We start from the raw sequence: 13716 nt of genomic DNA, 5'->3' as shown, positions 1-13716 counted from the left end.
CCGGGCCGATCTTTGATCCGCTTCGGATTCACGTTAGAACAGCGACAGGATTCGCGGCGATTCGCCGGTGATTCGCGAATCGCTGCCCCGAGAAGGAGCCCCGGATGGCCGCCAAGGACGACGATCACGACAAGACCGACAAGGATGACAACGCGCATACGCTGGACATGAGCCAGGCGGCGGTCAAGAAGATGATCGCCGAGGCGCGCGAGCGGGGCTACATCACCTATGACCAGCTGAACTCGGTGCTGCCCCCGGAACAGGTCAGCAGCGAGCAGATCGAGGACGTGATGTCGATGCTGTCCGAAATGGGCATCAACGTCATCGAGGACGAGGACGAGGCCGAGGATCCCGAAGGCGGCGCGGTGGCGACCACCGCCTCGACCTCGCGCGAGGTTGCCGTCGCCACCTCCGAGACCGAGAAGCTCGACCGCACCGACGATCCCGTGCGCATGTATCTGCGCGAGATGGGCTCGGTCGAGCTGTTGTCCCGCGAGGGCGAGATCGCCATTGCCAAGCGCATCGAGGCCGGCCGCAACACCATGATCGCCGGGCTCTGCGAAAGCCCGCTGACCTTCAAGGCCATCACCATGTGGCGCCAGGAACTTCTGGACGAAGAGATCCTGCTGCGCGACGTGATCGACCTCGAGACGACCTTCGGACAGTCGATGGATGGCGAGGGCGGCGAGGAAGAGGAACTCGACGAGGAGAGCGCCTCCTCGGAGGCCGCGCAGCCCCGCGAGGAGCTGGATGCCGACGGCAACCCGATGCGCAGCGACGACGAGGACGAGGAAGAGGACGGCGCCAACGTGTCGCTGGCCGCGATGGAGGCAAGCCTCAAGCCCAAGGTCCTCGAGACGCTGGAAATCATCGCCCGCGATTACGAACTGCTGGCCGACATGCAGGACCAGCGGATGTCGGCGACGCTGAACGAGGATGGCAGCTTCTCGGCCACAGCCGAATCCGACTACCAGAAATTGCGCAGCGAAATCGTGGCATTGGTGAACGAACTTCACCTGAACAACAGCCGCATCGAGGCCCTTGTCGACCAGCTTTACGGCATCAACCGCCGCATCGTCACCATCGATTCGGGGATGGTCAAGCTGGCCGATGCCGCGCGCATCAACCGCCGCGAATTCATCGACGCCTATCGTGGCAGCGAACTGGACCCGGCCTGGGTCGAGCGGCTGTCGAAAAGCGCCGGCCGCGGCTGGCAGGCGCTGTTCGAACGCTCGCGCGACAAGGTCGAGGAACTGCGCGGCGAGATGGCGCAGGTCGGCCAGTATGTCGGCGTCGACATCGAGGAGTTCCGCCGCATCGTCGCCCAGGTCCAGCGCGGCGAGAAGGAGGCCCGTCAGGCCAAGAAGGAAATGGTCGAGGCGAACCTGCGGCTGGTCATTTCGATCGCCAAGAAATACACAAACAGGGGCCTGCAATTCCTTGATCTCATTCAGGAAGGCAATATCGGCCTGATGAAGGCCGTGGACAAGTTCGAATACCGTCGCGGCTACAAGTTCTCGACCTATGCGACCTGGTGGATCCGCCAGGCGATCACCCGGTCCATCGCGGACCAGGCGCGCACCATCCGCATCCCGGTGCACATGATCGAGACGATCAACAAGCTGGTGCGCACCGGCCGGCAGATGCTGCACGAGATCGGCCGCGAACCGACGCCCGAGGAACTGGCTGAAAAGCTGCAGATGCCGCTGGAAAAGGTTCGCAAGGTGATGAAGATCGCCAAGGAACCGATCAGCCTCGAAACCCCGATCGGGGACGAAGAGGACAGCCAGCTTGGCGATTTCATCGAGGACAAGAACGCCGTCCTGCCGCTGGACAGCGCCATTCAGGAGAATCTGAAAGAGACCACGACCCGTGTTCTGGCCAGCCTGACCCCGCGGGAGGAACGTGTCCTGCGCATGCGGTTCGGCATCGGCATGAACACCGACCACACGCTGGAAGAGGTGGGCCAGCAGTTCAGCGTCACCCGCGAACGCATCCGCCAGATCGAGGCCAAGGCGCTGCGCAAGCTGAAGCATCCCTCGAGAAGCAGAAAGTTGCGGTCCTTCCTTGATCAATGATGTCGCCCCCTTCGATGGGCTTGGCCATTTCCTGTACCGCAGCACCGCTGTCGAGGGGCTGAACGCAACCGATCTCGAGGCGATCCTGACCGTCGCCCGCGAGCGCAATGGCGCGGCCGGGCTGACCGGCTGCCTGCATCACGAAGACGGGCTGTTCTTCCAGTGGCTGGAAGGTCCCGCCGTCGCCCTGCGCCCGGTGGTCGAGGCGATCCTGCGCGACACCCGGCATCGCGACATCACCGTGCTGAACGAGGGTCAGTTGGACCGGCGCCGGTTCCAGGACTGGCGGATGCGCTTTTCGGATCGCGACCAGGCCTCGCTGCTGGACTGGTTCGCGACCTCGAAGGCCTCGACCGTGGACCGGGGCGACTATGCCGGCGGGGTCGTGGCCTTTCTGCAGGCCCTGGCGATCTGATCGGCGCCCGGCGTGATTGTCGCGCGCCGGGGGTTGCGCTTCCGGCACAAAGCGTGAACAGTTGCACGTGACGCGCGACTGCAGACGGATCGGACATGCCCGCAGACCTGACGGAACGACTGGCCCTGTGGTTCGGCGACCTTGCCACCGTGCAGGCGCTTCTGGCGGCGGCGGTCGCGGCGCTGTGGCTGGCCTGGTATCTGGCGGCACGCTGGCGGCGCGGCATGCTGGCGCTGCAGGCCCAGCTTGCGCGCGAGACGGCCGAGGCGGCGGCCCTGCGCCAGCGGCTGGCCGAGGCGACCGACCGGGGGGGCGCGCATGAACTGCGGGCCGGGCAGGCCGAGGTGCGGCTGGACGGCCTCTCGGCGCGGCTTGCCGAACTGGCCGAGGAACGCGACGGGCTGACCGACGCGCTGCACCAGTCGCGCCAGCAGATGGGCCGGTTGCAGACCGAACTGGCCGAGGCCCGCCTGCGGGCCGAGAACGACCGCGAGGCCGCCGCCCGCGAAATCGCCACCTTGCGCGAATTGCGCGACGAGATGACCGGCCAGTTCAGGCTGCTCTCTGCCGAGACGCTGCGGGTCCAGCAGTCGGACATGCAGAAGGCGCAGGGCGAACAGCTGGCCGCGCTGCTGAACCCGTTCCGCGACCAGGTCCATCGTTTCCAGACGGAATTGCAGACCCGCAACAAGGTGCTGGACGAAGAGGGCGCGCGGCTGCGCGAACAGATCCTCTCGCTGCATCGCCGGTCCGAGGACATCTCGCGCGAGGCCGTCAACCTGACACGCGCGCTGAAGGGCGAGAAGCAGCGGCAGGGCGCCTGGGGCGAGATGGTGCTGGAACGCATCCTCGAGGAATCGGGGCTGCTGTCGGGCACCCATTACGAGATGCAGGCCAGCTGGCGCGACGACGAGGGCAAGCTGTGGCGCCCCGATGTCGTGGTCAGGATGCCCCGCGACAAGGTCATGGTGATCGACAGCAAGGTGTCGCTGAACGATTACGAGGTCGCGGTGAACAGCGACGATCCCGATCTGGCGGCCGAGGCGCTGCGCCGCCATGTTGCCGCGATCCGCACTCATATCGCGACGCTTGGCGACAAGGGCTATCATCGCATGGATGACGCCTCTGTCGATTACGTGCTGATGTTCATTCCCATCGAGGGCGCCTTCTCCGAGGCGCTGCGGGCCGATCCCTCGCTGGCGCGGACCGCGCTGGAACGCGGCATCGGACTGACCACGCCGACCACGCTGATGCTGACGCTGCGCACCGTGGAACATATCTGGGCGGTCGAGCGGCGCGAGACCAACGCGCTGGAGATCGCGCGGCGGGCCGGGGCGATCTATGACAAGGTCGCGGGCTTCGTCGATTCGATGGAGGGCGTCGGCAAGGCGCTGGATCAGGCCGCGCGCGCCCACGGCCAGGCGATGGACCGGCTCAGCCGCGGCTCGGGCAATGTCATCCGCCAGGTCGAGATGCTGCGCGAGCTTGGCGCGCGCACCCAGAAGCAGATCGCCCTGGACCATGACCGCGACCCCCCGGACGAGGCCTTTGCGGCCCTGACGCCGCCCGGAACCGAGGCGGCCGAGTGATCCGCCAGTTCCAGATCGCCACCGCCGGCCCGGCCCTGCACGAGATGACCGGCGAGCTGGCCGACTGGCTGCACGACGCGGGCGATGGCGTGCTGACGCTGATGGTGCGCCACACCTCATGTTCGCTGCTGATCCAGGAAAACGCCGATCCCGATATGCGCCGCGACCTGCTGGGCTGGCTTGACCGCATCGCGCCGCCCGCCGACCACCCCTCGATGCGCTGGCTCACGCATCGCGACGAGGGGCCGGACGACATGCCAGCCCATCTCAAGGCCGCCATCCTGCCGGTCAGCCTGCAGGTCCCGGTCGCGTCGGGGCGGATGATGCTGGGCCGGTGGCAGGGGGTCTACCTGGTCGAACATCGCCGCGCGCCCCATTTGCGGCAGGTCGCCGCGCATTTCCGGGCAGGCTGACCCATCGCGGCTTTCAGGTCACAGAGATGTCATCGCTCATCTAGTGGGCTGTGGATAACGCTACCCAACTGCTGCCGGGCTGCCTATAGTTGCTGCGATCCAAGGGGCCGAGGGGACAACAGATGCGCTGCCCGTTTTGCGGAAATGTCGATACGCAGGTCAAGGATTCGCGCCCGGCCGAAGATCACGTCGCGATCCGGCGGCGACGCTTCTGCCCGGCCTGCGGCGGCCGCTTCACCACCTATGAGCGGGTCCAGCTGCGCGATCTGGTCGTCGTCAAGACCAATGGCAAGCGCGAGGATTTCGACCGTGACAAGATGGCCCGCTCGATCCGGATCGCGATGCAGAAGCGCCCGGTCGAACCCGAGCGGATCGAGCAGATGATCTCGGGCATCGTGCGTCGGCTGGAAAGCACCGGCGAGACCGACATCCCCTCGAAGCTGATCGGCGAGATCGTGATGGAGGCGCTGTCGCGCATCGACAATGTGGGCTATGTGCGTTTCGCCAGCGTCTACAAGAACTTCCAGGACGCAGACGATTTCGACAAGTTCGTGTCGGAACTGCGCCCCGGCGCGGCCAACGATTGAGCCCTGGGCATCACGACGACGGTCGGCACATGGCCCATGCGCTGCGCCTGGCGCGGCGCGGCCTCGGCAATGTCTGGCCCAATCCGGCGGTCGGTTGCGTGCTGGTCGCGCAGGGTGAGGTGGTCGGCCGCGGCTGGACCCAGCCCGGCGGCCGCCCCCATGCCGAGGCGATGGCGCTGGCGCAGGCCGGCCCGCGGGCGCGCGGCGCCACCGCCTATGTCACGCTGGAACCCTGTGCCCATCACGGCCGCACCCCGCCCTGCGCCGAGGCGCTGATCGCCGCCGGTGTCCGCCGCGTTGTCAGCGCGCTGACCGACCCCGACCCGCGTGTGGCCGGGCGCGGCCATGCCATGCTGCGGGCGGCTGGGTGCGAGGTCCGCGAGGGCGTGCTTCAGGCCGCGGCGTGCGAGCTGCAGGCCGGATTCCTGTCGCGGCTGACGCGGGGGCGGCCCTTCGTCACCCTTAAGCTGGCCAGCAGCTTTGACGGTCGCATTGCCACGGCGCGCGGCGAAAGCCAGTGGATCACGGGTCCCCCTGCGCGACGGCACGTGCATCTGCTGCGCCTCATGCATGACGCGATCATGGTCGGCGGCGGCACGGCGCGGGCCGACCGGCCGTCGCTGAACGTGCGCGGCCTCGGCGCGCCGCTCCAGCCGGTGCGCGTCATCGCCAGCCGCCGGCCCTTGCCGGACCTGCCCGCCGAGGATGCCGCGCATGGACCCTTGTGGCAGGTCGAGGGCGACATTTCCGATATCATGCGCGAGCTGGCGCGGCGCGGGATCACCCGGCTGTTCTGCGAGGGCGGCGGCCAGTTGGCGGCGGGCATGCTGGGCGCAGGCGCGGTCGATCAGCTGGTCGGCTATACGGCCGGGCTTGCGCTTGGCGCCGAGGGTCGGCCCGCGATCGGCCCGCTGGGGCTGGAGCGGCTTGCCTCTGCGCCGCGGTTTCGGCTGGTCGAGAGCCGCCGGCTTGGCGACGACCTGATGCATCGCTGGCGTCGCGTCACCGACGATCCCGCTCAGGACCGCCACAGCCAGCTGTGACCCGACAGCGCGCCCTGCAGCTTTGACAGCGTCCGCAGGGCGGGCGCGCGCCGCGGCAGGGCAGGATCGGCCAGCCGATGCACCGCGATCTCGGGCGGGCAGGGCAGCCCCGTCACCGGATCGCGATAGCGCGGATAGGCGATCAGGCAGGCATGGGCCAGCGCCGCCAGATCGGGCCGCGCCTGCCGCCGCGCGGGTGGCGCCGAAAGATCGCGGGTCAGCCCCCAGCCGGCATAGAAGGGCATGCCGAGGGTGGTGACCGGAACCCCGCGCAGCAGCGCCTCGAACCCCAGGGTCGAGGTGATGGTCCAGACCTCGTCCACGATCCCCAGCAGGGCGACGGTGTCGTCCTCCGCCGCCACGCGATCGGCAAGGCCCGCCAGCGCCGGGGCCTCGATCGCCCCCGGCCGCAGCCCGGCAACGACGTCCGGATGCGGCTTGTAGATCAGGAAGGCGCCCGGATTCTCGCGCCGCGTTCGCTGCAGCAGCGCGAGATTGCCCCGTTCCGCGACCGCGCCGAGGCGGATCGAGGCGTCGTCCTCGACTTGCCCCGGCACCAGGATACAGGGCCGTCGATCGGGCGGCGGGGAAAGCGTCGTGCCGGGTGCGGGGTTGTATTTCGTCAGCCGCGCCTGCCGGATGACGGCGATCAGGCGGGCGGCGCGCGCGGCGCCCCCGGGCGGGGGGCCCGCCGCGATCAGCCGTTCGAGGCGGCTTTCACGCGCGGGATCGTAATAGATGCCCAGATCGTCCGCCACCAGCGACAGCGGCGGCACCAGCGCGGCGCCAAGGCCCCGCGAACGCAGGAAGCCGTCCTCGACCCGGGCCGCATGGGGCACGTCGCCGCACCGCCCCGCCCAGGCCAGCGTGACCTGTGGCGAGGGCCGCGCGGTGAAGCGGACGGGCCGCGCATCGCCGAATTCCCGCCCGATGAAGCGCCGTTTCCACAGCCGCATCCCATAGGCCAGATGGCCGTCGCGATCCTGCCGGAAACTGCGCGCCTCGGCCTCGATCTGGTCGGTCGCCCCCTCGAAATCGGTCAGCCGGTCAAGGCAGGGGTCGTACCAGACAGGCGCCAGCAGGTGGCTTGCCGCGAACAGCGCCTCGCGGGTGGTGCGACCGCGCCGGTCGGGCGGCGGCGGCGTTTCGTCGTCGCTGAGATCCCAGCCGGCATAGAAGGGGCGTCCGAACAGGCGCGGGCGCTGGCCGGCCAGGATCGCCTCGTAACCCAGCTGCGAGCTGACCGCATAGACGGCCCGCGCGCCCTCGACCAGCCGCCAGGGCGATATCGCCGCGTCGCACAGCAGATCGCCGGGGTGCAGGTCGGCAACGGTCAGATGGCCGGGGCGCAGTCCCGCGCTGGTTTCGGGATGGCTGCGCAGCAGGATTCGGGCGCCCGGATGCTCGGCCCGCGCCGCGGCAAGCATCCGCAGGAAGGCCTCGCGCCCGGCACCCATCAGCGAGGCATCGCCGCGAGTCTGGTCGATGACCAGTACATGGCCCGGCTCGGGCGCGGGAAGGTCGGGACGGTGGCTGTTGTATTTCGACAGATCAAGGTGACGCAGCCGCGCGATGCCGCGTGCCGCGCGATGCAGCAGCGCCGGGTCGTCGCCGCAGCTGCCCGCCAGGGTCTCGATCCGCGAGGGGCGCGCGGGATCGAAATGCAGGCCCTGATCGTCGATCAGCAAGCCGATCGGGCCGCGTCGCGCCAGCCTGCCGCGCGCCCGACCCGGCAGGATGGATCGCAGGAAGGCATCCTCGACGGTGACCAGATCGGCGCCGCAGCGCGCCGCGACCGCCCGGCCGCGCCAGGCCGTGGGGCTCGCACCCCAGACGCCCACGGCATCGCCCGCGCGCGGCCAGCCGAGAACGGGGGTCCATCCCGCCAGACCCAGGATGCGCCGCAGCCGCGGACCTCGCCAGAAGCCCGCGTTGAAAACGCAAAGCCGCCGGGGATTGTCCCCGGCGGCCATCGCTGTCGGATCGTCCATCCGCGTCTTATTCGCCGAAGCTGGCCACCGAGTCGGCCGAGTCCACGCTGCCGGTGATGGCGGCGATGGTCTTGTTCCACTGAACATAGGGCGCTTCGGTGACATAGATCGTGTCGCTGTCGCGGATCAGGAAGTCGCGCGCCAGGAACAGCCCGTTCGGGCGGGTCAGGTCCAGCACATAGGCCATGCGCTGGGTGCCGTAGACCGGCTTGCCCAGAACCCGGCTGGCGACCGATTCAGGTTCGTCGCGCAGCACGAAGACGCCTTTGGGATCGGCCAGCGCGGTGGCGAGGCCGCCGACCATGGCGATCGCCTCCACCGCGTTGATCATGTCGTTGCCCAGAGGCACCCGCGTCTGCCCGCCGATCGCGCCCAGTGCGGTGAAGCTGCGCTGATCCTCCTCGACCAGGATGATGTCGCCGGGCCGCACCGCGATGTCGTTGGCGCGGCTGCTGTAGAGATCGGTCAGCCAGACCTTGCCCTGTTCATTGCCGCGCTTGACGGTGACGACCGCGATCTCGGGTTCGATCGAGACGCCGCCGGCACCGGCCAGCATGGCCGACAGGGTGCGGGTCGGCCGTTCGATCGGATAGACACCCTGCGCCATCACCTTGCCCATCACCGAGACGGTGGCGCCGTTGCCGGCGACGCGCGAGACGGTCACCTGCGGGTCGGGGGTCTGGGCGCTGAGACGCTGCGTGATGATCTCGCGCAGCTGGTCGGGGCTGTTGCCCGCCGCGCGGATGCGGCCGGCATAGGGCACGAAGATATAGCCCGCGCTGTCAACCTGGATCTCCTGCAGCGAGGTCGAGCTGGTGCCAAGCGATGTCAGCAGCCCGTCATCGACGTTTTCCCAGATCGACAGGCCCAGCACGTCGCCGGCCCGGATCTCGTCCGCGCCCACCTGGCCGGCGTTGCGGAAGCTGCTGGAAAAGCCGTAGGCGGGCACGAAATTCGTGGTCCGGGTGACGTGATCGTTCACATAGATCACATGGGCATTGCCGCCGCGTTCGACCGCGCCGGCGTAGATTTCCTTCTTGTTCGGACCCGACCGCGGCAATCCGCAGGCCGCCACCAGCGAAAGTGCCACCATCATGCCCAGCCGCAGGATGCCGGCCCTTGACGTCATAACTGTCACCTCTGAACTCCTGTCTTGCCTCTGTCCGGCTGCCTGCCCGGTTTTGCGCCAATCTATCGGTCCCGCCCGCCCGATACCACCAATTCCTTGGGTTTCACCCATTGTCGTCGGCGATCTGGTGCCGATGTGCGACATGTCCCTTGTCCAGGGCCTCGTAGGGATCGTCGGGCGACAGCATCATGTCGGCCACCAGCCGCAGCGTGTGGGCGCGCGACCGGCGCGCATAGAAGCCGCCCGGGATCTGGCTGGTCTTCAGAAGATAGTCGCGCAGCGTCCGGTAGGCGTTCGGGTCGGGTGGCGTCGGGCTGGCCAGGAACTCGGCCAGGCTCTGGTCGGACACGATCCCGGGCTTGGCATAGATCGCGTGGCCCAGGGTCTTGACGGGGATGCCGCGCCACAGCGCCTGCTGGGCCGCGGTCGAGTTCACCGTCACCACCGAGCGCGCATGGGCCAGCAGTTCCGCCAGCTTGCCGCCGCGCAGGTAATGGACCCGGTCGCCGATGCCGTGGCTGTGCGCCGCGTCGATGATCGCGCGGCGATTGCCGGCCCGGCCGTCCTCCAGCGGATGGGCCTTGAACAGCAGGTGGTGGTGGCGGGGCGCGGAATGCGCGAATTCGGCCACCACCTGCGCGATGAACTGGCTGTTGCGGGTGAAGGGCGAATGGCCGAGGAAGTTCGAGTCGTGTTCCAGTTGCATCGGCACCAGCGAATAGGGCCAGCCCGCGAACTTGCAGCGCCGCCATTGCAGCGCCGTGCGGGCATTGTGCAGCGGCGACAGCAGCAGGCGGCGCAGGTTCAGCCGGAATTCCTGCAGCACCGGGATACCGCGATGCCCGGCATAGCCGCGATAGCGGCCGTTCGCGGTCAGCACCAGGAAATGATACAAGGCGCCATAGAACTTGTGGTGGCGCATGTCGCCCCATTGCGCGGGCGGGCGGCGCACCTCGTTGACCGAATCGCGCAGCGCGGCGCGCATCTGCGAAAGCGGAATCCGCATCAGCGCCGAGTTCCCGTTCGAGCCGCCGCGTTCATAGCTGACCCAATAGGGGCGCAGATAGCCCTCCTCGAAGACATGCAGCCGCAGCCCGCGCGCCGCTGCTGCGTCGCGTGCGGCCGCGTGGATCGCGCGCACGTCGCCATACAGCACGATGTCGGTCACGCCGCGGTCGGCCAGGATGCGGTCCAGATGGTCGGGCCAGTCTGCCAGGCTGGTGTCGTGATGCAGCAGCGATGCGGCATCGGACCAGAAGAAGGCATCGCCCGCGTTGAAGGCGCAGCGCCAGACGATCGCGCCGGCCGCCCGCAGCAGCGTGGCGAGGCGATCGAAGAACGGGCCATGCGGTCCCTGCAGCATCAGGAAGACCCGCTGCGCGCCGTCATCCGGCCGGGCGGGCGGGACGGGTCGGGGCGGAAAATTCTGGTGAAGCATCTGGTTTCGGCTCGCAACGCGCCATGTCTGGCTTGAAATCCGGCCCTGCATCGCATGGCGGGGTTAAGATTTCCACAATTTTGCGCCATGATCGACATGTTCCGGCACGTCCCTGCGGCCGCCGGGGCGCTTGCGCGGCGCCGGGTGATGGCCTAGGTCAAGGCGGGAAAGACGGGGCAGGCGATGTTTACCGGGATCATCACGGATATCGGCACGGTGCGCGCGGTCGAGATGCGCGGCGACATGCGGGCGCGGATCGGCTGCGGCTATGACATGGCGGGGGTCGAGATCGGCGCCTCGATCGCCTGCGACGGGGTCTGCCTGACGGTGGTGGCCAAGGGCGGCGACTGGTTCGACGTCGACATCTCGGCCGAGACGCTGGCCAGGACCAGCATCGGTGCGGCGGGCTGGGCGGTCGGCAGGCGCATCAACCTGGAACGCGCGCTGCGCGTGGGAGACGAGCTTGGCGGCCATATCGTCAGCGGCCATGTCGACGGGGTGGCCCGGATCACCGCCGCCCGGCACGAGGGCGACAGCCTGCGCCTGACCTTCGAGGCACCGGCGGCGCTGGCGCGCTTCATCGCGCCGAAGGGCTCGGTGGCGCTGAACGGCACGTCGCTGACGGTCAACGAGGTGTCGGGCAACAGCTTCGGCGTCAACCTGATCCCGCATACACGGCAGGTCACCACCTGGGGCGCCGCGCAGGCGGGCGATGCCGTCAACCTCGAGATCGACACGCTGGCGCGCTATGTCGCGCGGCTGGCCGAGGCCGGGGCAGGGTAGGGACGGCGGCCCGGCGCCGGCAGGATGCAAGGACCGCGAGGCGCCGGCCCGGATGCCGGCGGGGCGGCATTTCGAGGGAAGACGACATGCACTACGAACAGCCAGGTCAGGTAGAACGCGATCTGGGCGAGGCGATCTCGCCGATCGAGGACATCATCGAGGATGCCCGCAACGGCCGCATGTTCATCCTTGTCGACCACGAGGATCGCGAGAACGAGGGCGACCTTGTCATTCCCGCACAGATGGCCACGCCGAACGCGATCAACTTCATGGCGACGCATGGCCGCGGCCTGATCTGCCTGTCGCTGCCCGGCGATCGCATCGACGCGCTGGGGCTGACGCTGATGAGCCCCAAGAACTCGTCGCGCCACGAAACCGCCTTCACCATGTCGATCGAGGCGCGCGAGGGCGTGACCACCGGCATCAGCGCCCATGACCGCGCGCGCACGGTCAGCGTCGCCATCGACCCGTCCAAGGGCGCCGGCGACATCGCCACGCCCGGCCACATCTTTCCGCTGCGCGCCCGGGAGGGCGGCGTTCTGGTGCGCGCGGGCCATACCGAGGCCGCGGTCGACATCGCGCGGCTGGCCGGGCTGAACGCCTCGGGGGTCATCTGCGAGATCATGAACGAGGATGGCAGCATGGCGCGGCTGCCCGACCTGGTGGGCTTTGCTCAGAAGCACGGGCTGAAGATCGGCACCATCAGCGACCTGATCCGCTATCGCCGCCGGCACGACAACCTGATCGCCGAACGCGGCCAGCGGGCCGTGCAGTCGGTCCATGGCGGCGACTGGATGATGCGCATCTTTGCCGACGAGACGCAGGGGGCCGAGCATATCGTGCTGACCAAGGGCGACCTGACGGCGCCCGGGCCGGTGCTGGTCAGGATGCACGCGCTGGACCCGCTGCACGACGTGCTGGGGATCGGCCGCGAGGATGCCGGCAGCCTGCCCGCCGCGATGGCCGAGATCGCCCGCGAGGGGCGTGGCGTGGTGGTGCTGCTGCGCGACCTCGATCATGCGCTGGCCGAGCCGGGTGCGGTCGGCCCGCATACGCTGCGGCAATATGGGCTGGGCGCGCAGATCCTGTCGGCGCTGGGGCTGTCGGAACTGGTGCTGCTGACGAATTCGGCGCCCGTGAAGGTGGTGGGGCTTGACGCCTACGGTCTTTCCATCCATTCCACCCGGCCTATCCCGAAGGACTGAGAACATGGCCTCGAACACCCCGCATCACCAGCTTGCGCTGCCCGAATTCGACGCACCGGTGCGGCTGCTGGCGGTGGTCGCGCCCTATTACCGCGACATCGCCGCGGGGCTGCTGTCGGGCGCGCGCGCCATCGCGGCGCAGGCCGGCGCCAGCCTCGACGTGATCGAGGTGCCCGGCGCGCTGGAAATTCCCGCGGCGATCGGCATCGCCTCGCGGCAGGCGGGCTATCACGGCTTCGTGGCGCTTGGCTGCGTGATCCGGGGCGAGACGACCCATTACGACACCGTCTGCAACGACAGTTCGCGCGCGCTGACCCTGCTGGGGCTGCAGGGGTTATGCATCGGCAACGGCATCCTGACGGTCGAGAATGTCGCCCAGGCCGAGGTGCGGGCCGATCCGGGCGGGCAGGACAAGGGCGGCGGCGCGGCGGCGGCGGCGCTGCATCTGGTGGCGCTGACCCGGCGCTGGCCCGCGGCATCGCGGCCCGCGACCGCGCCCGAGGCCGATCGCGACCTGATCCGCCTGGCCGGGCGGCTTGAAGGGCAGGGACAGGCATGAGCGGCGCACGACCAGACCGCCGCGCCCTCAGCGCCGCGGCGCGGCTTTACGCGGTGCAGGCGCTGTTCCAGATGGAGGCCGCAGGGCAATCCTCGGACCGCGTGCAGACCGAATTCCGCACCTTCCGCATCGGCGCCGAGGATGAGGATGGCCGCGCGCCCGAGGCCGACGAGCGGCTGTTTGGCAGGATCGTCGATGACGCGGTCACCTGGCAGTCGCGCATCGACCAGGCCACCGATCGCGGTCTGGTCGCCAAATGGCCGATCGACCGGATCGACCCGGTGCTGCGGGCCCTGTTTCGGGCCGCCGGGGCCGAGCTGGTCACCCCCTCGACGCCGCCCAAGGTGGTGATCGTCGAATATGTGCGACTGGCGCAGGCCTTCTTTCCGGACGGGAAAGAGGCGAAATTCGTCAACGCGGTGCTGGACCATGTGGCCCGCGACCTGCGCCCCGAGGCATTCGCAGGCTAGGCAGGACCGGCCTCCT

General features: G+C 68.9%; 13 protein-coding genes. 10 read left to right on the top strand and 3 right to left on the bottom strand.

Translation table 11 applies throughout. The features are described from left to right. Positions 1 to 104: 104 nt before the first annotated feature. The 6 genes from rpoD to ribD all read left to right on the top strand — a co-directional run bounded on the left by rpoD (position 105) and on the right by ribD (position 6125). Entirely contained in the window at positions 105 to 2078 is a 1974-nt protein-coding gene (gene rpoD / locus Q5Y72_RS13410) for an RNA polymerase sigma factor RpoD (protein WP_305963934.1), read from the top strand. Continuing rightward, positions 2068 to 2493, top strand: coding sequence for a BLUF domain-containing protein (locus Q5Y72_RS13405; RefSeq protein WP_305963933.1), 426 nt, complete (start codon positions 2068 to 2070; stop codon positions 2491 to 2493). Before rpoD ends, Q5Y72_RS13405 begins: the two co-directional genes overlap by 11 nt. 95 nt (positions 2494 to 2588) lie before the next feature. Further along, positions 2589 to 4082, top strand: coding sequence for a DNA recombination protein RmuC (locus Q5Y72_RS13400; protein WP_305963932.1), 1494 nt, complete (start codon positions 2589 to 2591; stop codon positions 4080 to 4082). Beyond that, positions 4079 to 4495 carry a secondary thiamine-phosphate synthase enzyme YjbQ gene (locus Q5Y72_RS13395; protein WP_305963931.1) on the top strand — a complete coding sequence of 139 codons (417 nt, stop codon included), beginning with the start codon at positions 4079 to 4081 and terminating at the stop codon, positions 4493 to 4495. Before Q5Y72_RS13400 ends, Q5Y72_RS13395 begins: the two co-directional genes overlap by 4 nt. 122 nt (positions 4496 to 4617) lie before the next feature. Then, the gene (nrdR, locus tag Q5Y72_RS13390; protein WP_305963930.1) at positions 4618 to 5082 is read left to right on the top strand and encodes a transcriptional regulator NrdR; all 465 of its coding nucleotides are present in this window, start codon (positions 4618 to 4620) and stop codon (positions 5080 to 5082) included. 29 nt (positions 5083 to 5111) lie between these two features. After that, a complete protein-coding gene (gene ribD / locus Q5Y72_RS13385; RefSeq protein WP_305963929.1) occupies positions 5112 to 6125 on the top strand; it encodes a bifunctional diaminohydroxyphosphoribosylaminopyrimidine deaminase/5-amino-6-(5-phosphoribosylamino)uracil reductase RibD in 1014 nt (337 codons plus the stop codon). On the opposite strand, the gene Q5Y72_RS13380 is transcribed toward ribD, so the two are convergent. From Q5Y72_RS13380 to Q5Y72_RS13370, 3 genes are all read right to left on the bottom strand, one after another. Then, complete coding sequence (locus Q5Y72_RS13380; protein ID WP_305963928.1) at positions 6101 to 8116, bottom strand: capsule polysaccharide biogenesis protein; 2016 nt, start codon at positions 8114 to 8116, stop codon at positions 6101 to 6103. The two genes, ribD and Q5Y72_RS13380, sit on opposite strands and share 25 nt — an antisense overlap. A 7-nt stretch (positions 8117 to 8123) precedes the next feature. Next, positions 8124 to 9245, bottom strand: a complete 1122-nt coding sequence (locus Q5Y72_RS13375) for a polysaccharide biosynthesis/export family protein (RefSeq protein ID WP_305963927.1) — start codon at positions 9243 to 9245, stop codon at positions 8124 to 8126. A 103-nt stretch (positions 9246 to 9348) separates the two neighbouring features. After that, on the bottom strand, positions 9349 to 10683 hold the full coding sequence (locus Q5Y72_RS13370; protein ID WP_305963926.1) for a capsule polysaccharide biogenesis protein: 1335 nt from the start codon (positions 10681 to 10683) through the stop codon (positions 9349 to 9351). A 183-nt stretch (positions 10684 to 10866) separates the two neighbouring features. Between Q5Y72_RS13370 and Q5Y72_RS13365 the strand changes: the two genes are divergently transcribed. The 4 genes from Q5Y72_RS13365 (at position 10867) to nusB (ending at position 13700) form a co-directional block, all read left to right on the top strand. Beyond that, positions 10867 to 11466 (top strand): riboflavin synthase, encoded by a 600-nt coding sequence (locus Q5Y72_RS13365; protein WP_305963925.1) that lies wholly within the window; start codon positions 10867 to 10869, stop codon positions 11464 to 11466. 86 nt (positions 11467 to 11552) lie between these two features. Further along, positions 11553 to 12671, top strand: coding sequence for a 3,4-dihydroxy-2-butanone-4-phosphate synthase (ribB, locus tag Q5Y72_RS13360; RefSeq protein WP_305963924.1), 1119 nt, complete (start codon positions 11553 to 11555; stop codon positions 12669 to 12671). 4 nt (positions 12672 to 12675) lie between these two features. Further along, a complete protein-coding gene (locus Q5Y72_RS13355; RefSeq protein WP_305963923.1) occupies positions 12676 to 13230 on the top strand; it encodes a 6,7-dimethyl-8-ribityllumazine synthase in 555 nt (184 codons plus the stop codon). Further along, entirely contained in the window at positions 13227 to 13700 is a 474-nt protein-coding gene (nusB, locus tag Q5Y72_RS13350) for a transcription antitermination factor NusB (protein WP_305963922.1), read from the top strand. The genes Q5Y72_RS13355 and nusB overlap by 4 nt, the downstream gene beginning before the upstream one ends. Positions 13701 to 13716 lie beyond the last annotated feature (16 nt).

It is taken from the genome of Paracoccus spongiarum (genome assembly GCF_030732095.1).
In the GTDB taxonomy this organism is placed as follows: domain Bacteria; phylum Pseudomonadota; class Alphaproteobacteria; order Rhodobacterales; family Rhodobacteraceae; genus Paracoccus; species Paracoccus spongiarum.
The sequence above is the reverse complement of the archived record's forward strand: the minus strand, read 5'-3'. Positions and strand labels throughout refer to the sequence as shown.